This is a genomic window from Rathayibacter sp. AY1D9, assembly GCF_002932395.1.
In the GTDB taxonomy this organism is placed as follows: domain Bacteria; phylum Actinomycetota; class Actinomycetes; order Actinomycetales; family Microbacteriaceae; genus Rathayibacter.
Window position 1 is genome coordinate 48753 of the sequence record NZ_PSVQ01000015.1, and the last position, 19159, is coordinate 67911.

Genomic DNA, 19159 nt, shown 5'->3' on the forward strand with positions numbered 1-19159 from the left:
CCGCGGTCGGCTTCAAGCATGGTCGCGGCGCGCAGAGCGTGTCGCGACCGGCTAGGCCGATCCGCTCGCACGCGGATCGACCGTTCGCCTCGCGGGCAGCGGCTGGTCCGGGGGCTGGGCGTTCGGTGATCGCACCTCAGCGCTCGTCCTGATCAGGGCGCCGACATCATGAAGGGCCGGGGCCCGCGACTTCTGGTCGCGGGCCCCGGCCCTTCGTCGTTCACGCTTCACCTCTTCGAGCGGAGTCCCGCACAGGGAGCTCCGGAAGTCCTCACCGCGTCATGATCAGGCGATCCCCTGCTGCGCCGTCGTCGGGCAGGGGCGCCGCCTCTCCTCGCCCGGTCACAGAGGTCCGGTGGACGCCGGATCCACGAGCCGAACGGCCGGGTCGCGTGCCGGCGGATGGGTCCAGGCGGACGCCCGACACTCCAGCCGGCCCGCCATCCTTGCGCACCGATAGCGGCGCGCAGAAGGGAGCGCCGCGGCCGATCCGCGCCGCTAGGACAGGCGGCCGACGGAAGCGAGCGCGGCGCGGATCAGCGCGCCCCGCCCGCCCTCCATCTCGGCGGAGATCGCGTCGGAGCAGGCCTCGTCGGGGGTCATCCAGGTGAGCTCGAGGGCGTCCTGGCGGGGGTCGCAGGTGCCGGTGACGGGGACGACGTAGGCGAGGGAGACCGCGTGCTGGCGGTCGTCGGTGAACGGTCCCATGCCGGGCATCGGGAAGTACTCGGCGACGTGGAAGGGGAGCGGGCTCGCCGGGAGGAGGGGGAAGGCCATCGGGCCGAGATCCTTCTCGAGGTGGCGGAACAGCGCGTCGCGCAGCGTCTCGCCGTACATCACGCGGCCCGAGACGATCGTGCGGGTGATCTGGCCGGAGGGGGTCGCGCGCAGGAGCACGCCGACCTCGGTGACCTGCCCGAGCCCGTCGACCCGGACGGGCACGGCCTCCACGTACAGCAGCGGGAGCCGCCGGCGGATCTCGGCGAGTTCGTCGTCGGACAGCCACCCGGAGTTCGGGTCAGGGGTGCGCACGCTCATGCAGCCATTCTCACCCTTCGCGGCTGGTGTTCCGACCGGCGGCGGCGATCCCGCACTCAGGGGGATGATGGTGCGATGGGAATCGACGCGAACGCGGTGCTGTGGTCCTCCTCCGAGCGCGACCGCGTCGGCAGGCCCCTCCTGGTGCTGCTGCACGGCTACGGCTCGCACGAGGGGGACCTGTTCTCGCTCGGCGCCTACCTGCCGCTGGAGCCGGTCCTCGCGTCCCTCCGGGCGCCTCTCGCCCTGGGCGGCGGGGCGAACGCGTGGTGGCCCCTCCGTGTCCCGCTGGTGCCGGACGAGCCGCGGGCCGATCCCGAGGCCGTCGAGGCGGCGGCGGCCGGTGTGATCGAGTGGCTCGACGGTCTGGAGCACCCGGGCCCGGTGGGGCTGCTGGGCTTCTCCCAGGGCGCCGCGCTGGCGGTGCAGCTGCTGCGGCGCGCGCCGGGCCGCTTCGCCTTCGCGGTCGCTCTGTCCGGGTTCGTGGTCCCGCTCGCCGAGGGCGACGACGCGGACGAGCGGCTCGCCCGCGAGCGTCCTCCGGTGTTCTGGGGCCGCGGGACGCTCGACACGGTGATCCCGGAGGAGCTCGTGCGGGACGCGGCGGCCTGGTTCCCGGAGCACACGGCGCTCGACGCCCGGGTCTACGAGGGCGTCGCCCACGGAGTCGGGCAGGCCGAGCTCGCCGACATCGGCACGTTCGTGCGTCTCTGCTTCGCCTGACGGGCGGGCTCCCCCGCGTCAAGGGCTCGCCCCCGGGCCGCGACCCCGGCAATGTCGGAGGTGGCAGGGAGGATGGGTGCATGCCGGACGTCCTCGAGCGCTTCTCCCCCGCCACGCGCGCGTGGTTCGAGGGCGCGTTCCCGGCGCCGACCGCCGCCCAGGAGGGCGCCTGGTCGGCCATCTCGAGCGGAGCGCACGCCCTCGTGGTCGCTCCCACCGGCTCCGGCAAGACGCTCTCGGCCTTCCTCTGGGCGATCGACCGGCTCGTGCAGGGCCCGCCGCCGGAGGATCCGCAGCACCGCACGCGCGTGCTCTACGTCTCGCCGCTGAAGGCTCTCGGCGTCGACGTCGAGCGCAACCTCCGCTCGCCGCTCGTCGGCGTCACCCAGACGGCGCTGCGGCTGAGCGCCGAGGGCATCGGCACCGCGCCGGCCACGGTCACCGTCGGGGTGCGGTCGGGAGACACGCCCGCCGCCGAGCGGCGCGTGCTGCAGAAGACGCCGCCGGACATCCTGATCACGACCCCCGAGTCGCTCTACCTCATGCTCACCTCGGCGGCGCGCGAGTCGCTCCGCGGCGTCGAGACGGTCATCGTCGACGAGGTCCACGCGGTCGCGTCGACCAAGCGCGGGGCGCACCTCGCCGTCTCCCTCGAGCGGCTCGACGCCCTGCTCCCGAAGCCGGTGCAGCGCATCGGCCTCTCGGCGACGGTGCGCCCGCGCGAGGAGGTGGCCCGGTTCCTCGCCGGCCGCTCCCCGGTCGCGATCGTGGCTCCGGCGTCCGAGAAGCAGTGGGACCTCAGCGTCGTCGTCCCGGTCGAGGACATGTCCGAGCTGGGGACGGCGGCTCCGCAGGACGGATCGACGATGGGGGCCACCGGTCCGCAGAGCGGGTCGATCTGGCCGCACGTCGAGGAGTCGATCGTCGACCGGGTCCTCGCGCACACCTCCTCCATCGTCTTCGCGAACTCCCGCCGTCTCGCCGAGCGGTTGACCGCCCGGCTCAACGAGATCTACGCCGAGCGCCGCGAGCTCGCCGCGGAGCGGGCGCGCGAGGCGGGCGAGCCCGTCGCAGTCGGGGCCCTGCTCGCCGAAGCGGCCTCCTCCTCCGTCCGCCGCTCCCCGGCCGAGGCGATGGGAGCGGCCGGGGGCACGAGCGGCAGCGGGCAGTCCGCGCCCGACGAGGAGCCACTGCTCGCCCGCGCTCACCACGGCTCGGTGAGCAAGGAGCAGCGCGCGATCATCGAGGACGACCTGAAATCCGGCCGCCTGCGCTGCGTGGTCGCGACCTCGAGCCTCGAGCTCGGGATAGACATGGGCGCGGTCGACCTCGTCGTCCAGGTCGAGACGCCGCCCTCGGTCGCGAGCGCCTTGCAGCGCGTGGGCCGAGCCGGCCACCAGGTCGGCGAGGTCTCGCGCGGGTCCTTCTACCCCAAGCACCGGGCCGACCTGCTCCACTCCGCCGTGACGACGGAGCGGATGCGCTCCGGCCTGATCGAGGCGATCGCCGTCCCCGCGAACCCGCTCGACATCCTCGCGCAGCAGACCGTCGCCGCGACCGCCCTCGAGAGCCTCGACGTGGACGACTGGTTCGACACCGTCCGCCGCAGCGCCCCCTTCGTGTCCCTGCCCCGCTCCGCCTACGAGGCGACCCTCGACCTCCTCTCGGGCCGCTACCCCTCCGACCAGTTCGCGGAGCTGCGGCCGCGCCTCGTCTGGGACCGCGACGCGAACACGCTCACCGGCCGGCCCGGCGCCCAGCGCCTCGCCGTCACCAGCGGCGGCACCATCCCCGACCGCGGGCTCTTCGGCGTGTTCATGGTCGGCGAGCCGGGCTCGACCGGCAACCGCGTCGGCGAGCTCGACGAGGAGATGGTCTACGAGTCCCGCGTCGGCGACGTCTTCGCGCTCGGAGCCACCAGCTGGCGCATCCAGGAGATCACCTACGACCGCGTGATCGTGACGCCGGCGTTCGGCGAGCCCGGGCGCCTCCCGTTCTGGAAGGGCGACTCGCAGGGGCGCCCCGCCGAGCTCGGCGAGGCGATCGGGGCGTTCACCCGCGAGGTGGGCGCCGCCGCCCCCGAAACGGCCCGCGAGCGCTGCACGGCGGCCGGGCTCGACGAGTACGCGACCAACAACCTCCTCTCCTTCCTCGACGAGCAGCGCCTGGCCACAGGACAGATCCCGGACGACCGCACCCTCGTGCTCGAGCGCTTCCGCGACGAGCTGGGCGACTGGCGGCTGGTGCTGCACTCCCCGTACGGGATGCAGGTGCACTCGCCGTGGGCGCTCGCCATCGGCGCTCGCGTCCGCGAGCGGCACGGCGTCGACGGAGCGGCCATGGCCGGGGACGACGGCATCGTCGTGCGGATCCCCGACACGGAGTCGGAGCCGCCGGGCTCCGAGCTGTTCCTGTTCGAGCGCGAGGAGCTGGAGCAGCTGGTCACGAGCGAGGTCGGCGGCTCCGCCCTCTTCGCCGCCCGGTTCCGCGAGTGCGCGGCGCGGGCGCTCCTGCTCCCGAGGTACAACCCGGGCAAGCGCTCCCCGCTCTGGCAGCAGCGGCAGCGGGCGGCGCAGCTGCTCGACGTCGCCCGCACCTACCCGACCTTCCCGATCATCCTCGAGACCGTCCGCGAGTGCCTCCAGGACGTCTACGACCTGCCCGCGCTGCTCCGGCTCGCCGCACGGCTGGACGGGCGCGAGCTGCGGATCCTCGAGGTCGAGACGCCGACCGCCAGTCCGTTCGCGCGGTCCATGCTCTTCGGCTACGTCGCGGCCTTCATGTACGAGGGCGACAGCCCGCTCGCCGAGCGCCGTGCCGCGGCGCTCTCGGTCGACGCGACGCTCCTCGGCGAGCTGCTCGGCCGGGCGGAGCTGCGCGAGCTGCTCGACCCGGCCGTCCTCGCGCAGATCGAGCGCGAGCTGCAGCGCGTCGAGCCCGAGCGCCGCCTCCGCGGGCTCGAGGGCGCCGCCGACCTGCTCCGGCTGCTCGGCCCGCTGACGCTCGACGAGCTCGGGGAGCGCCTGGTCGACGAATCGGTCGCCTCGGCGGACGTCGCGAAGGCGCCCGCGATCGAGCGCGCGGTGCTCGAGGCCGACGTGGCCGCGCTCGTGAAGGCCAAGCGCGTCCTGCCCGTGGGCCTCGGCGGTGAGCAGCGGTACGCCGCGATGGAGGACGCCTCCCGGCTCCGCGACGCTCTCGGCGTGCCCCTGCCGATCGGCGTCCCCGTCGCCTTCATCGACCCGGTCCGCGATCCGCTCGGCGACCTCGTCGCCCGCTACGCGCGCACCCACGGCCCCTTCACCGCCGCCGCCGTCGCCACCCGCCTGGGCCTCGGAGTCGCGGTCGTCACCGACACCCTGCGCCGCCTCGCGGGCGAGCGCCGCGTCTCGGAGGGCGAGTTCCGCCCCACCGGCACCGGGACCGAGTGGTGCGATGCCGAGGTGCTGCGCCGCCTGCGCAGCCGCTCTCTCGCCGCGCTCCGCAAGGAGGTGGAGCCGGTGGACGCGACCGCGTACGCCCGCTTCCTCCCCGCCTGGCAGCACGTCGGCGGCTCGCTCCGCGGTATCGACGGCGTGGCCTCCGTGATCGACCAGCTGGCCGGCGCGCCCATCCCCGCGTCCGCCTGGGAGTCGCTGATCCTGCCCGCCCGGGTGCGCGACTACTCCCCCGCGATGCTCGACGAGCTCACCGCGACCGGCGAGGTCCTCTGGGCCGGCGCGGGCACCCTCCCCGGCAACGACGGTTGGGTGAGCCTCCACCTCGCCGACACGGCAGGGCTGACCCTCCCCGTCCCCGCCGCCGAGTCCGTGACCCTGACCGAGCTCCAGCAGGAGATCGTCGGCGTGCTCGGCTCGGGCGGCGGCTACTTCTTCCGCCAGCTCTCCGACGCGGTCGGCTCCACCGACGACGCGGGCCTCGTCGAGGCCCTATGGGAGCTGGTCTGGGCCGGGCTCGTCACGAACGACACTCTGGCGCCGCTGCGCACCCTCGTCGGCTCGACCGGCGGCGCCCACCGCCAGCCGCGCGCCCCCGCCCGCGCCCGCGCGCCCCGGGGCCGGATGACCGCCCGCCCCACGATGGCCACCCGCGTGGGGCCGCCGACCGCCGGCGGCCGCTGGTCGATCGTGCCGCTCGCGGAGTCGGACGCGACGATCCGCGGGCACGCGCTCGGCGAGACGCTGCTCGAGCGGTACGGGATCGTCACCCGCGGCTCCGTGCAGGCCGAGGGCGTCCTGGGCGGCTTCGCCCTCGCCTACAAGGTGCTGAGCGGCTTCGAGCAGCAGGGCCGCGCCCGGAGGGGCTACTTCATCGAGAAGCTGGGAGCAGCACAGTTCGGCACTGCCGGCAGCGTCGACCGGCTCCGCACGTTCGCCCCGCAGGACGAGGCGCAGGAGCGCTCACGACCGGTGCTCGCGCTGGCGGCGACCGACCCCGCCAATCCGTTCGGCGCCGCTCTGCCGTGGCCGCAGGGCGAGGGGCACCGCCCCGGTCGGAAGGCCGGCGCGCTGGTCGCCGTCGTCGACGGAGCGCTCGCGGTCTACCTCGAGCGCGGCGGCAAGACCGCCCTCACCTTCACCGCCGACGAGGCGGCCCTCGCCGACGCGGCCGGCGCCCTCTCGCAGCTCGTCCGCTCCCGCGGGGTCGAGAAGCTGACCGTCGAGAAGATCGACGGCGTCTTCGCGCTCGGCACGCCCTTCGGCGACGCCCTCGTCGCCGCCGGCTTCGTCGCGAATCCGCGCGGCCTGAGGATGCGCTCGTGAGCGCCGGAGGGAGCCCGCGTGCCCGAGGGTGACACCGTCTACCGATCCGCCCACAACCTCGCCGAGGCGCTGGACGGCGAGGTCCTGACCCGGTGCGACGTCCGCGTGCCGAAGTACGCGACGGTCGACCTCACCGGCGAGACGATCGACGAGGTCGTCCCCCGCGGCAAGCACCTGCTGATGCGGGTCGGCGACGCGCTGATCCACTCCCACCTCAAGATGGAGGGGAGCTGGCACCTCTACTCCCGCGGCGAGGGCGAGCGGCCGAAGTGGCACCGGCCGGCGTTCCAGGCCCGGATCGTCCTCGAGACCGAGGACTGGCAGGCGGTCGGCTTCGAGCTCGGGCTCCTCGAGATCGTCCCGCGCTCGGCCGAGGAGGACGTGGTCGGCTATCTCGGCCCCGATCTGCTCGGCGCCGACTGGGACGCGGAGGAGGCGCTGCGACGCCTGTCCGCCGATCCGGAGCGGCCGATCGGGCTCGCGCTGCTCGACCAGCGGATCATGGCCGGACTCGGCAACGTCTACCGCGCCGAGCTGTGCTTCCTGCGCGGCGTGCTGCCCACGCGCCCGGTCGGCGGGAGCGGCGACCTCGTGCGCACCATCGCGCTCGCGAAGCGGCTCATCACCGTGAACCGCGAGCGGATCGAGCGCACGACGACCGGCAACCTGCGCCCGGGCCAGCAGCTCTGGGTCTACGGCCGCGACCGCAAGCCGTGCCGGCGCTGCGGCACTCCGATCGAGCGCGGTGAGCTCGGCGACGACGAGCTGCAGCTGCGGGTCACCTACTGGTGCCCGCACTGCCAGAGCTGAGGGGCTACTCCTCGACCGCGGAGCGGCGCCCGGGGACGTGCTTCTCGTGGACGCCGACGTCCGTCAGGCGCTCGATGCGGTCGACGTGACGGCCGGGCTCGCCGCCGTCCGCGACGATCCAGCTGCCGACGAGGAGGAACCCGTCGCGGCCGCCGGCCGTCAGCGGGCCCGTGATCGTGAACGACCCGAGCGCCGGAGTCGAGAACGCCACGCGCACCGGATCCCCGTGCTCGAGTCCCTCGGCCGAGCGCTCCCCGCCGACCTCGTCGGCGTCCGGAGCCGGGGCGATGCTCTGGATCTCGGTCCCCGTGCCGAGGAAGACGTCCGCGACGACGAGCTCGCCGCCGACGGCCTGCCGGACGACCCCCTCGATCCCGTAGAGGCCGTAGCGCGGGGAGCGGACGAGGACGCGCACCGAGTCGCCGATCGCGACCTCGGCGAGAGCACCCCGGATCGAGGCGACGTCCCTCCGCGCGGGAGGGGCGGACAGGGCGTCGAGGATCGGGCTGGGCATCCGATCAGGGTAGCCGCTCCGGGAGCGCACCCGCCCGGCGGATCGGCGGCGGATCCCGGCCGGCTGAGGCGCCGGATCGCATCGGCCGCCGACGCCGCGCGCGAGCGGCGGAGCACCGGCCGGAAGGCTCCGGCACCGCGAGACCCCGGCACTGCGGCGACACCGGCACCGCCGGGAGACGCCGGTACTGCGGCAGGCACAGGCACCGCCGGGAACGACGAAGGCCCCGCCTGAGCGGGGCCTTCGGACGATGCGGAGTCGGTGGGATTTGAACCCACGGAACCCAATAAAGGGTTCTCCACCTTAGCAGGGTGGTGCACTCGACCGGACTATGCGACGACTCCCGAGCGCCCGCTGGCGGACGCACGACGACCATCATAACCGCACCCGCGAGGGCCTCGCGACACGGGCGCCCGCCCCTCCGCGGGAAGGCGGGAAGCCGCCTACTGGTCCGACAGGGGCCGGCCGATCGTGCAGGTCTCCTGCTGCGCCGTCTGCCCGGAGACGTCGCTCGGGAGGGTGACCGGCCCGTCGGGTGCGCTCGTCGCGGGGGCGTCGGTCGCGGGGGCGTCGGTCGCGGGGGCGTCGGTGGCCGGCGACTCCGTGGCCGCCGGAGCGTTGGTCGCCCCGGGCTCCTCCCCCGTCGACTGCGAGCCGCCGCCGGTGGTGCCGCTCAGCGCGATCGGCTGGTCGGCGAGGAGCCCCGCGTTCAGCGCCGCCGCCGCGTCCTCGCTGGGGTACACGCCGTTGCCGTCGATGAAGGTCGGGTACTGCACGAAGACCACGTTCGCGAGGTCGACGTCCTTCACCGCGAGGCCGATCGACACGAGGGTGTTCACGTTCTCGAGCGAGGTGGAGAGCTGCATGTTCGAGACGGCCGCCTTCGCGAGGCCGTAGAGGTTCACCGGGTTCGAGAGCGTCGACGCGCTCTTCACCTTGCGCACCAGCGATGAGAGGTACACCTGCTGGCTCGAGATGCGGGTGAGGTCGCTGCCGTCGCCGACGCCGTGCCGGGTGCGAAGGAACGCCAGCGCCTCGGCGCCGACGAGCGTGTGCGTGCCCGCGTCGAGGTTCAGCCCCGTGTACTCGTCCTGGATCGGGGTGGCGACGCAGACGTCGACTCCGCCGACCGCGTTCGACATCTCGATGACGCCCTCGAACTGGATGAGCGCCGCGTAGGGGATCTCGAGCCCGGTCAGCTGCTCGACCGTCTGCACGGTGCACGCCAGCCCGCCGGCCTCGAGCGAGGTGTTGATCTTCGCCGAGTCAACCGCGTCCGAGACGGCGCCGGTGGCCGGGTCGGTGCAGGAGGGGATCGGGACGTAGAGGTCGCGGGGGAAGCTGACGACCTCCACGGTCGAGTGGTCGGCCGAGATGTGCATGAGCATCGTGACGTCGTTGAGGTTCTCGGCACGCTCGCCGTAGGCCCCGGCGGCCGATCCGTCGGCGCTGTCGCTGCCGGCGAGCAGGATGTTGACGCCGCCCTCGATCGCCCCGATCTCGGGCACGTCGCCTCCGCCCGAGTCGATCCCTAGGTCGACGGACGGACGCGCGCTCCCGGCGATCAGCGAGGCGGCGATCGCCACGATGCAGACCGCGCTGAGCACGCCGACGCCCACGCAGGCCGCGAGGATCCGCGCGGCGAAGCGCACGCCGCTCGGGCGGCGCAGGCGGCCGTGCCGTGCTGCTGTGGTCCGGGTGGACGCGCGTTCGCTCATCGGGTCGTACTCTCTCTCGGCTGCGGGACGCGTGTCGTCCCGGAGTCAGCGCGCGAGGTGGAGAGCACCCGTGGTGCCGCCCGCCCTCGGCTCAGCCGAAGAAGCCGACCGAGCAGGTCTGCTGGTCGGCGCTCTGGCCGGTGACCGATTCTGGCAGGGCAACCTTGGATCCGTCCTCGGGAGTCGCTGCAGGAGTGCCGGGTGCCGCCTCGGCCGTCGCCAGCGGATCCGCGGTCGCCGGGCCCGACGGAGCGGCGGTGTCGGCCGGGGCCGCCGCCTCGCCCTCCACGGTCGCGCCGGCGCCCGTGCCGCCGGTGATGGCGATCGGCTGATCGGTCTGCAGGGCGCTCGCCAGGACGTCGCCCGCGGCGCGGTCCGGCTCCACTCCGCTCGGAGTCGCCCCGGTCGGGTACTGCGCGAAGACGACGTCCGCGAGGTCGACGTCCTTCAGCGCGAGTCCCATCTGGACCATCGTGTTCACGTTGTCGAGACCGGTCGAGAGCGTCATGTTGCCGAGCGCCGCCTTCGCGAGACCGTAGAGCGCGACCGGGTTGAGGAGGGTGTCCGCGCTCTTGATCCGGCGCACGAGCGCCGAGAGGAAGACCTGCTGGTTGCTGATGCGGGTCAGGTCGCTGCCGTCGCCGATGCCGTGGCGGCTGCGGAGGAACTGCAGCGCCGCCATGCCCTCGAGCGAGTGCACGCCCGGCTCGAGGTAGGTGTTCGTGTAGGGGTCCGCGATCTCGGTCGCGACGCAGACGTCGACTCCGCCGACCGCGTTCGACATCTCGATCACGCCGTTGAACTGCACGACCGCGCCGTAGTCGACCCGGACGCCCATGAGGTCCTCGACGACCCCCGCCACGCAGCCGAGGCTGACGTCGCGGCCCATCGCCTCGTTGATCTTGGTGTCGTACCGGGCGGGGATCGTCTCACCCGTGGCGGCGTTCACGCACTCCGGGATGTCGACGTACATGTCGCGGGGGAAGCTCACGACCGTCGCGTTGCTGTGGTCGGCCGAGACGTGCATCAGCATGTTGACGTCGTTGAGGACGCTCGTCTCCTCGTCGGGGTCGCCGTAGGCGTCGCCCTGGCCCTTCCGCGAGTCGCTGCCGACGACGAGGACGTTGAAGCCGCCCTCGAGTGCGCCGATCTCCGGGGCGCCTCCGGCCTCGACGCTGGAGCCGGCCGCGCCCGGGTGCAGGTCGACCGAGGGCTGCACGGACTGGACGATCAGCGTCGCCGCGATCGCGACCACCGACACCGAGGCGACCATGCCGACACCGCCCACGAGGGCGGCTCCCTTCACCAGGGTCCGCGCGAGGGTGTGCCGCTTCTGGCGGCCGTGCCGCACGAAGGGGCGCGGCGTGCGCGGAGTGTCGCGAGTCTGTGTCGAAGGGCCCGTGCGGCGCATCCGTCTCCCGGTGTCGAGGCGTCAGTGGTGCGGAGGTGAGGGCCGGGCGTCGATCCCGGGCGTCGCGCAATCCTATACAGAGGGCTGGCGCGTTCCGAAGGAGAGCGGGCAGGCCTCCGTCGTCGCGCGCCAGGACGGGCGTCGGACGGCGCCGGCGGGAAGCGACGCGAAGAACGGGACTCCGCGGCGGACGGCGTGGCGGAGGGCGTGGGATTCGAACCCACGAGACGTTTCCGCCCACCAGTTTTCAAGACTGGCTCCATCGGCCGCTCGGACAGCCCTCCCGGCCGCTCCCGCAGGAGCGACACCCGATAGTAACCGCCGAGCGCGCGGGACCGTGGTCAGCGCAGCGCCGAGAGCGCGACCGCCACGCCGTCCTGGTGGACCGAGGGGATCACGGCGGAGGCCACGGCCCGCACCTCGTCGGGCGCCTGCCCCATCGCGAGCCCTGCGCCCTCGGCGGCGGCCCAGGTGAGCATCTCGATGTCGTTGCGGCCGTCGCCCAGCGCGACCACGTCGCTCCGCTCGATGCCCAGCTCCTCGCGGACGACCTCGAGCGCGGTGGACTTGTTGACGCCGTGCGGGGCGATGTCGAGCCAGGCGGTCCAGCCGATCGCGTAGCTGACCTGGTGCAGGCCCATCTCCTCGACCAGCGAGGTGAACTCCTCGATGCCGGTCTCGGGCGAGATCACGACGACGCGGGTGCACAGCCGGCCGAGCAGCTCCTCGAAGGGGACGTGGGTCGTCTCGGCACCCATCACGGCTCCGCCCGGGAACGCCTCGGTGTAGAAGAAGGCGCCGTCCGCGTCCTCGACGGCGTAGTGCGCGTCGGGGAGGGAGCGGCGGATGGTCTCGAGGACCTCCGTCGGGTCGAAGGTCTCGACCGTCTCGGGGACGTACGCACCGGACGCGTCGCGGCGGAGCGTGACCGCTCCGTTGCAGCAGATCACGTACTCGGGCGAGATCCCGAGGCGCTCGACGACCGGCAGGGTGGAGGAGGGCGAGCGCCCGGTGGCGAGCATCACCTCGTCGCCCTGGGCGGCCACGCGGGTGATCGCGTCCGTCACCGCGCGGGTGATGGTGCCGTCCTCGTGCATGACGGTGCCGTCGATGTCGAGGGCGACGAGGCGGCGGCCGGAGGCGCGGGCCGCGCTCATGCGACGGGCTCGAGCACCTCGAGGCCGCCGAGGTGGGGCCGCAGCGCCTCGGGGACGAGCACCGAGCCGTCCGCCCGCTGGTGGGTCTCGAGGAGGGCGACGATCCAGCGGGTGGTCGCGAGCGTGCCGTTGAGGGTTGCGACCGGAGCCGTCCTCCCCGACTCGGTGCGGTAGCGGGTGTCGAGGCGGCGGGCCTGGAACGTGGTGCAGTTCGAGGTCGAGGTCAGCTCGCGGTAGGTCTCCTGCGTGGGGACCCACGCCTCCACGTCGAACTTGCGCGCCGCGCTCTGGCCGAGGTCGCCGGCCGCCGTGTCGATGACGCGGTAGTGCAGGCCGAGGCTCTGCAGGACGTCCTCCTGGTACGAGAGGAGGCGCGCGTGCTCCGCCTCGGCGTCCTCGGGGAGGGTGTAGACGAACATCTCGAGCTTGCTGAACTGGTGCACGCGGATGATGCCGCGGGTGTCCCGTCCGCCCGAGCCCGCCTCGCGGCGGTAGCAGGTGCTCCAGCCCGCGTAGCGCTTCGCGCCGCCGGAGAGGTCGAGGATCTCGTCGGCGTGGTAGCCGGCGAGGGCGACCTCGCTGGTGCCGGTGAGGTAGAGGTCGTCGTCGCGGAGGCGGTACACCTCGTCGTCGTGCTCGCCGAGGAAGCCGGTGCCGTCCATGATCTCGGGGCGCACGAGGGTCGGCGTGATCAGCGGGGTGAAGCCTGCGGAGAGCGCCTTCTCGAGGCCCAGGTTCATCAGCGCGATCTCGAGGCGGGCGACCAGGCCCTTGAGGAAGTAGAAGCGCGCGCCGCTGACCTTCGCGCCGCGCTGCATGTCGATGCCCTCCAGCAGCTCGCCGAGCTCGAGGTGGTCGCGCGGGGCGAAGTCGAAGACGGGGCGCTCGCCGACCGTCCTGACGAGCTCGAACGACTCCTCGCCGCCCGCGGGGACGCCCTCGATGATCGGGTTGGCGATGCGCTTCACCAGCACGGTGAAGGCGTCGTCGGCCTCGGACGCCTCCTGCTGGGCCTGCTTGGCGGCGGCGGCGAGGCGCTGGGCCTCGGCGACGAGGGCCGCCTTCTCGTCCTTCGGAGCCTTGGCGACGGTCTTGCCGAAGGCGTTCTGCTCGGCCCGGAGCCGCTCCGCCTCGGTGATCGCCGCACGGCGCACGCGGTCGGCCTCGAGCGCCTCGTCGACCAGCTCGACGGAGTCGCCGCGCGCCTCCTGCGAGCGCTTCAGGACGTCCGGGTTCTCGCGCAGAAGTACGGGATCAATCACCCCAGCAGTGTAGAGGAGGGCCGGGACGGGCCGCCGCCAGCGCGTACCCCCGGGGCCGGCTGAGCATCGGCCGCGAGGAGGCATCCGATCGCGCGGACGGCTGCGAATCTGAGTCATCCCCCGAGAACGTCCCCCCGCGTTCGACACCCCTGCTCCCCTGAAGGCTCTTCCATGCACGCCACCCCCCTCATCGACGCGACCCCCGGCGTCGTCCTCGAGCGCGACGGCTCCGGCGCCCGGATCACCCTCAACCGCCCCGACGCCCTCAACGCGATCGATCTCGGCACCGCGCGACTGCTGCTGAGCACCGTCGCCGACCTCGACGCCGACGCCGGCTGCTCCGTCATCGTGATCGCCGCGGCCGGCCGCGCGTTCTGCACGGGCGGCGACATCTCGGCGATCATGGGGTCCGAGAACCCGGACCACTACCTGCGCGACGTCGCGACCACGACCGCCCAGGTGATCCGCCTGCTCGAGGACAGCCGCGCCGTCGTCGTCTGCGCGATCGACGGCATGGTCGCCGGCGCCGGCATCGCCTTCGCTCTGGCCGCCGACATCGTGATCGCGACTCCCGCCGCCCTCTTCCTCAGCGCGTACGGCGACGTCGGGCTCGTCCCGGACGTCGGAGTCACCGCCGCGCTCCCCCGCGTCGTCGGCCGCCGCCGCGCCCTGGACTTCGTGCTGTCGGGCCGCCCGGTCCGCGCGGCCGAGGCGCTGGAGTGGCAGCTCGTGACCGAGGTCGTGCCGCGCGCCGACCTCGCCGGCCGCGTCGACGAGCGCGTGCGCGCCCTGGCGGCGAAGCCGGCGCACGTCGCGTCCGCCGCCCGCCGCCTCCTGCGCACCGACCCGCTCGACCGCGCCGAGCGCATCGTCGAGGAGACGGACACCCTGGTCGAGTTCCTGGCGGTCCCCGCCACGCGCACGCTCCTGGACGCCGAGCACGAGCGCCAGGCCCGCCGCGCCGCCCGGGCGACCGCCTCGCTCTGACCCGGGGCGAGCGTCCGCGACGACGCTCCGGCCCGGGCCGGGCGGACGTCCGCCCGACGGCCCACGGATCGGCCGGGCGTTCTCCTCCGATCTCGGCTACGGTGGTCCCCGCGAAGGGGAGTAGTTCCCACCGTCCGCCGAGCGGACGACGAGGCGCGTCGACATGCTGGTCCGGGACGATCCGGGCCCGGCGCTCCACCCCGGCTCCGGCCGGGGCGAACGAGACCTTCGGTCAGTCGACGCACGTCCTGACCGGTCCTCTCGCGCGGGTCGGCGGACCTGAGCCAGGAGATCGCATGGCGACCACCGCCCCCACCCCCAGTCCCGCACAGGTGCGCCGCTGGCGCCGCTACCTCGCCGACGAGCTCGCCGAGGCCTCCGTGTACCGCGACCTCGCCGGCCGCCGCTCCGGCGAGGAGCGGGAGATCCTGCTCGCGCTCGCCGTGGCCGAGGGACGCCACGAGGAGCACTGGCGCGAGCTGCTCGGCTCCGCGGCGGAGCCCGCGCCCCGCCCGGACCTCCGCACGCGCTTCCTCGGCTTCCTCACCCGCCGCTTCGGCTCCGTGTTCGTCCTCGCCCTGATCCAGCGCGCCGAGGCCCGCTCCCCCTACGCCGACGACGACGACGCCACCGAGGCGATGGCCGCCGACGAGCGGATCCACGGCGAGGTCGTCCGCGGGCTCGCCGAGCGCGGTCGCAACCGCCTCTCCGGGACGTTCCGCGCGGCGGTCTTCGGAGCGAACGACGGCCTGGTCTCGAACCTCGCCCTCGTGCTCGGAGTGGGGGCGAGCGGAGTCGGGACGGGCGTCGTCCTGTTCACGGGCATCGCGGGCCTGCTCGCCGGCGCCCTCTCGATGGGCGCGGGCGAGTTCGTCTCGGTGCGCTCGCAGCGCGAGCTGCTCTCGGCCTCCAGCCCGGACCTCGACGCGAACCGCATCGTCCCCGATCTGGACGTCGACGCCAACGAGCTCGCCCTGGTCTACCGCGCTCGCGGGATGACCCAGGAGCAGGCCGACGCGCGTGCCGCCTCCGTCTTCACGGGCCTGCGCGGCGGCGCCGTCACCTCCCCCATCACGCTGGGCGGTCCCGCAGGAGACCCCGACGTCGACGAGCACGAGTCGATCGGCACGGGCATGGGCGCGGCGCTGTCGAGCTTCTGCTTCTTCGCCTCGGGCGCGATCATCCCGGTGCTGCCCTACCTGCTCGGCCTGACGGGGCTCGCCGCGGTGGTCGTCGCCTGCGTGCTCGTGGGCATCGCCCTGCTCGCCACCGGCGCGGTCGTCGGGCTGCTCTCAGGCGCCCCGCCGCTGGCCCGGGCGCTGCGCCAGCTCGGGATCGGCTACGGCGCGGCCCTGGTGACCTACCTCCTCGGCCTGCTCTTCGGCGCGTCCGGAGTCTGAGCCTCGGCCTCGAGGAGCTGCGCGGACTCGCGCGGCTCCTCGGCGCGGGGCCGCACGACGACGCCGCGCCACCGCAGCGCGGCCACTCCGACCGCCAGCAGCAGCGACGCCGGCAGGCAGCCCAGCAGGGGGATGCAGGAGTAGTAGAGGAGCTGCCGCTGGATCCACGCGGGCGAGGGCACGTCGGAGTCGCCGTAGTAGGGCGGAGGCGGCGAGGAGTAGCCGGTGTAGAGGAGCGCGAGGCCGATCAGGGTCCCCGCGAGGCCGGTGAGCAGGAGCACGAGGAGCCACGGGTTCCTCAGCAGGGGCGCCTCGCGCACGGGCTCGGCGGGAGCTGCGGGAGCGGGGTCGGCGGCCGGCTCCGGCAGGGGTGCGGGCGCGGTCTCGGCGCCGAGGCGGTGCGACCGCCGGCCCTCGGCGGCTCCGGCGATGTCGGGCAGGGCCATGATGCGGCGCGGTCCCGGCGCGGACGAGGAGCCGGGGCGGACCACGCGCGACTCCGGGAGCGCGGGACGAGCGGCGGCTCCGGACGTGGCGGCGGGAGCGCCGGGGGCGGCACCCGAGCCGGGCCTCGCGAACGCCCGCTCGTCGCCTCTCAGACGCTCCACCGGTCCCGAGAACCCGCGCTGGAAGGCCGGGTCGTAGCGCGGGTCGACCCGTTCGTCGTCGTCGTCAGTCATCGTCGCGACCCGTCATCGTCGTCCCCGGTCATCGTCGACCACCGGCTCGTGGGAGAGGATCCCGCGCAGCCAGTCGCGGGCCTCGAGGAACACCTCGTCGTCGTAGCGTCGCACGGAGGTGACCGGGCGGCGGTCAGCGCGCGGATACGAGCCGAGGAAGATCACCTTCGGGCTGAAGCGCCGCAGCCCCATCAGCGCGTCGGCGACCCGCTCGTCCTGGACGTGCCCGTCGAGGTCGATGACGAACCGGTACCGGCCGAGGGCATCTCCGATCGGCCGCGACTGGATCATGCTCAGGTTCACCCCGCGGGTCGCGAACTGCTCGAGCATGTCGAGCAGGGCGCCCGGCTGGTCGGCCGGGAGCTCGGCGATCACGCTGGTCTTGTCGGCGCCGGTCGGCTCGGGCAGCGCGTGCGAGCGCGAGACGTGCACGAAGCGCGTGACGGCGTTCGGGTTGTCGCCGATCCGCTCCGCCAGCACCGCGACGTCGTGGTGGGCGACGATCCCGGGAGGGGCGATGGCCGCGTCCGCGGGAGATCCGCCCAGCAGGTCGACGGTGGCCTGGACGTTGCTGGAGGCCGGCAGGTGCTCGTGGCTGGGGATCTCGCGGTCGAGCCACACCCGGCACTGTCCGTAGGCCACGGGGTGCGCGGCGACGGTGCGCACCTCCTCGAGGCTCGTCCCCGGGCGGCCGACCAGGATGAACGACACCGGCACCAGGTACTCGCCGACGATGCGCAGCCCCGGGATCCGCGCCAGTGCGTCCTGCGCGGCCGTCACTCCGCCCTCGACCGAGTTCTCGATCGCGATCACCGCGCCGTCGCTGCGGCCGGTGACCAGATCGCTCAGCGCCTCCCCCACGTTCGCGACGCTGCGCCACAGCTGTCCGCGCGCCTCCGGGACCTGCGCGAGGGCCGCCTCCGTGAACGTGCCGCTGGGCCCGAGATAGCTGTAGGCACGGGTCTCGGGGGCGCTGTCGGGCATGGCGCAAGCCTAGCCAGCCGCGGTACCCCTGGAGGGGGCCGGACTGCCACTATGGACCGCATGACCGATCGCGCAGGGAAGCCGGCACAGGCCTCCGATCTCATCGACGTCGAGGCCCTCGTGAGGGCGTACTACGAGAAGAAGCCGGACGTCTCCGACCCGGCTCAGAAGGTGGTGTTCGGCACCTCGGGCCACCGCGGATCCTCGTTCGACACGGCCTTCAACGAGGACCACATCGCCGCCGTCACCCAGGCGATCGTCGAGTACCGGACGGAGCAGGGCATCACCGGCCCGCTGTTCATCGGCGCCGACACGCACGGGCTCTCCCGCCCGGCCCTCACCACCGCCCTCGAGGTCCTGGTGGGCAACCAGGTCCGCGTGCTCGTGGACGAGTTCGACGACTTCGTGCCGACCCCGGCGCTCAGCCACGCGATCCTCCGCTACAACAACGACCCCGCGCACACCGACCGGGCCGACGGCATCGTGGTCACCCCCTCGCACAACCCGCCCCGCGACGGCGGCTTCAAGTACAACCCGCCGCACGGCGGCCCCGCCGACTCCGACGCGACGACCTGGATCGCCGACCGGGCCAACGAGCTCATCGCCGACGGCAACCGCGGCGTGACCTCGGCCGAGCCCTCCGCGGTCGAGACCTACGACTACCGCACGCACTACGTCGCGGACCTGGCGAACATCATCGACCTCGACGCGATCCGGAAGGCCGGCGTGCGGATCGGGGCCGACCCCTTCGGCGGCGCCTCCGTGCACTACTGGCAGCTGATCGCCGAGATGCACGGCCTCGACCTGACCGTGGTGAACGGGGAGGTCGACCCGGCCTGGGGCTTCATGACCCTCGACTGGGACGGCAAGATCCGGATGGACCCGTCCTCCCCCAGCGCGATGGCCTCGGTGGTCGCGCGCGCCGGCGACTTCGACATCCTCACCGGCAACGACGCCGACGCGGACCGGCACGGCATCGTCACCCCCGACGGCGGGCTGATGAACCCCAACCACTACCTGGCCGTCGCGATCGACTACCTCTACCGCCACCGCACCGGCTGGCGCGAGGACGCGGCGATCGGCAAGACGCTGGTCTCCTCCTCGATCATCGACCGGGTCGCGGAGTCGCTGGGCCGGCGCCTCTGGGAGGTCCCGGTGGGCTTCAAGTGGTTCGTCCCCGGGCTGGTCGACGGCTCGGTCGGCTTCGGCGGCGAGGAGTCCGCGGGCGCCTCGTTCCTCCGCTTCGACGGCACCGTCTGGACCACCGACAAGGACGGCATCCTCCTCGCGCTGCTCGCCTCCGAGATCGTGGCGGTCACCGGGAAGAGCCCGTCGGCGCTCTACCGCGAGCTGACCGAGCGCTTCGGCGACCCGGTCTACGAGCGCGTAGACGCGGTGGCGACGAAGGCGCAGAAGGCGGCCCTCGGCAAGCTGGACGGCGACGCGATCGCGGCGACGACCCTCGCCGGGTCCGAGATCACCGCGAAGCTCTCGAAGGCGCCCGGCAACGGCGCGGCCGTCGGAGGCGTCAAGGTCGTCACCGAGGACGCCTGGTTCGCCGCGCGCCCCTCCGGCACCGAGGACGTCTACAAGATCTACGCCGAGAGCTTCCGCGGCCTCGACCACCTGCACGAGGTCCAGGCCGAGGCGCGCACGATCGTGGACGCGGCGCTGAACTCCTAGGCGCTGCGCTCAGTCGCCCGAGAAGGCTC

Annotated in this window: 14 protein-coding genes and 2 tRNA genes; 6 read left to right on the top strand and 10 right to left on the bottom strand. The window is 73.7% G+C overall.

Going from position 1 to position 19159, the window contains the following annotated elements; genetic code table 11:
• Nucleotides 1–498: 498 nt before the first annotated feature.
• On the bottom strand, nucleotides 499–1038 hold the full coding sequence (locus tag C5C50_RS08410) for an NUDIX hydrolase family protein (protein ID WP_104225113.1): 540 nt from the start codon (nucleotides 1036–1038) through the stop codon (nucleotides 499–501).
• A gap of 75 nt (nucleotides 1039–1113) precedes the next feature.
• On the opposite strand from C5C50_RS08410, the gene C5C50_RS08415 reads away from it, so the two are divergent.
• The 3 genes from C5C50_RS08415 (at nucleotide 1114) to C5C50_RS08425 (ending at nucleotide 7334) form a co-directional block, all read left to right on the top strand.
• Entirely contained in the window at nucleotides 1114–1761 is a 648-nt protein-coding gene (locus C5C50_RS08415; RefSeq protein WP_104273246.1) for an alpha/beta hydrolase, read from the top strand.
• A gap of 80 nt (nucleotides 1762–1841) precedes the next feature.
• A complete protein-coding gene (locus C5C50_RS08420; RefSeq protein WP_104273247.1) occupies nucleotides 1842–6524 on the top strand; it encodes an ATP-dependent helicase in 4683 nt (1560 codons plus the stop codon).
• Nucleotides 6525–6542: 18 nt separating this feature from the next.
• On the top strand, nucleotides 6543–7334 hold the full coding sequence (locus tag C5C50_RS08425; protein ID WP_104273248.1) for a DNA-formamidopyrimidine glycosylase family protein: 792 nt from the start codon (nucleotides 6543–6545) through the stop codon (nucleotides 7332–7334).
• A 4-nt stretch (nucleotides 7335–7338) separates the two neighbouring features.
• Here the strand turns inward: C5C50_RS08425 and C5C50_RS08430 are convergent, their stop codons facing one another.
• The 7 genes from C5C50_RS08430 to serS all read right to left on the bottom strand — a co-directional run bounded on the left by C5C50_RS08430 (nucleotide 7339) and on the right by serS (nucleotide 13396).
• Nucleotides 7339–7848, bottom strand: a complete 510-nt coding sequence (locus C5C50_RS08430; protein WP_258067708.1) for a hypothetical protein — start codon at nucleotides 7846–7848, stop codon at nucleotides 7339–7341.
• 253 nt (nucleotides 7849–8101) lie between these two features.
• Nucleotides 8102–8192: transfer RNA gene (locus C5C50_RS08435), tRNA-Ser, on the bottom strand.
• 99 nt (nucleotides 8193–8291) lie between these two features.
• Nucleotides 8292–9566, bottom strand: a complete 1275-nt coding sequence (locus C5C50_RS08440; RefSeq protein ID WP_104273249.1) for an LCP family protein — start codon at nucleotides 9564–9566, stop codon at nucleotides 8292–8294.
• Nucleotides 9567–9657: 91 nt separating this feature from the next.
• Nucleotides 9658–10872 (bottom strand): LCP family protein, encoded by a 1215-nt coding sequence (locus C5C50_RS08445; protein ID WP_258067709.1) that lies wholly within the window; start codon nucleotides 10870–10872, stop codon nucleotides 9658–9660.
• A gap of 301 nt (nucleotides 10873–11173) precedes the next feature.
• A tRNA-Ser gene (locus tag C5C50_RS08450) sits at nucleotides 11174–11261 on the bottom strand.
• A gap of 57 nt (nucleotides 11262–11318) precedes the next feature.
• The gene (locus C5C50_RS08455) at nucleotides 11319–12134 is read right to left on the bottom strand and encodes an HAD family hydrolase (protein ID WP_104247582.1); all 816 of its coding nucleotides are present in this window, start codon (nucleotides 12132–12134) and stop codon (nucleotides 11319–11321) included.
• A complete protein-coding gene (serS, locus tag C5C50_RS08460; RefSeq protein ID WP_104273251.1) occupies nucleotides 12131–13396 on the bottom strand; it encodes a serine--tRNA ligase in 1266 nt (421 codons plus the stop codon). The genes C5C50_RS08455 and serS overlap by 4 nt, the downstream gene beginning before the upstream one ends.
• 171 nt (nucleotides 13397–13567) lie before the next feature.
• Here serS and C5C50_RS08465 point away from each other — a divergent pair, with 171 nt between their 5' ends.
• Nucleotides 13568–14383 (top strand): enoyl-CoA hydratase/isomerase family protein, encoded by an 816-nt coding sequence (locus C5C50_RS08465; protein ID WP_104247581.1) that lies wholly within the window; start codon nucleotides 13568–13570, stop codon nucleotides 14381–14383.
• 296 nt (nucleotides 14384–14679) lie between these two features.
• Entirely contained in the window at nucleotides 14680–15783 is a 1104-nt protein-coding gene (locus tag C5C50_RS08470; RefSeq protein WP_104224963.1) for a VIT1/CCC1 family protein, read from the top strand.
• Here the strand turns inward: C5C50_RS08470 and C5C50_RS08475 are convergent.
• Nucleotides 15744–16463, bottom strand: coding sequence for a hypothetical protein (locus C5C50_RS08475; protein WP_104273252.1), 720 nt, complete (start codon nucleotides 16461–16463; stop codon nucleotides 15744–15746). The genes C5C50_RS08470 and C5C50_RS08475 overlap by 40 nt on opposite strands.
• 12 nt (nucleotides 16464–16475) lie before the next feature.
• On the bottom strand, nucleotides 16476–17447 hold the full coding sequence (pheA, locus tag C5C50_RS08480) for a prephenate dehydratase (RefSeq protein WP_104255680.1): 972 nt from the start codon (nucleotides 17445–17447) through the stop codon (nucleotides 16476–16478).
• Between the two features lie 60 nt (nucleotides 17448–17507).
• On the opposite strand from pheA, the gene pgm reads away from it, so the two are divergent.
• A complete protein-coding gene (gene pgm / locus C5C50_RS08485) occupies nucleotides 17508–19130 on the top strand; it encodes a phosphoglucomutase (alpha-D-glucose-1,6-bisphosphate-dependent) (RefSeq protein ID WP_104273261.1) in 1623 nt (540 codons plus the stop codon).
• Nucleotides 19131–19159: the final 29 nt, after the last annotated feature.

What these genes read in the sequence shown, in the direction of transcription:
- C5C50_RS08410 (WP_104225113.1), bottom strand. Translation starts at nt 1,038, where the DNA reads ATGAGCGTGCGCACCCCTGACCCGAACTCCGGGTGGCTGTCCGACGAC.
- C5C50_RS08415 (WP_104273246.1), top strand. Translation starts at nt 1,114, where the DNA reads ATGGGAATCGACGCGAACGCGGTGCTGTGGTCCTCCTCCGAGCGCGAC.
- C5C50_RS08420 (WP_104273247.1), top strand. Translation starts at nt 1,842, where the DNA reads ATGCCGGACGTCCTCGAGCGCTTCTCCCCCGCCACGCGCGCGTGGTTC.
- C5C50_RS08430 (WP_258067708.1), bottom strand. Translation starts at nt 7,848, where the DNA reads ATGCCCAGCCCGATCCTCGACGCCCTGTCCGCCCCTCCCGCGCGGAGG.
- C5C50_RS08440 (WP_104273249.1), bottom strand. Translation starts at nt 9,566, where the DNA reads ATGAGCGAACGCGCGTCCACCCGGACCACAGCAGCACGGCACGGCCGC.
- C5C50_RS08455 (WP_104247582.1), bottom strand. Translation starts at nt 12,134, where the DNA reads ATGAGCGCGGCCCGCGCCTCCGGCCGCCGCCTCGTCGCCCTCGACATC.
- C5C50_RS08465 (WP_104247581.1), top strand. Translation starts at nt 13,568, where the DNA reads ATGCACGCCACCCCCCTCATCGACGCGACCCCCGGCGTCGTCCTCGAG.
- C5C50_RS08470 (WP_104224963.1), top strand. Translation starts at nt 14,680, where the DNA reads ATGGCGACCACCGCCCCCACCCCCAGTCCCGCACAGGTGCGCCGCTGG.
- C5C50_RS08475 (WP_104273252.1), bottom strand. Translation starts at nt 16,463, where the DNA reads ATGACTGACGACGACGACGAACGGGTCGACCCGCGCTACGACCCGGCC.
- pheA (WP_104255680.1), bottom strand. Translation starts at nt 17,447, where the DNA reads ATGCCCGACAGCGCCCCCGAGACCCGTGCCTACAGCTATCTCGGGCCC.
- pgm (WP_104273261.1), top strand. Translation starts at nt 17,508, where the DNA reads ATGACCGATCGCGCAGGGAAGCCGGCACAGGCCTCCGATCTCATCGAC.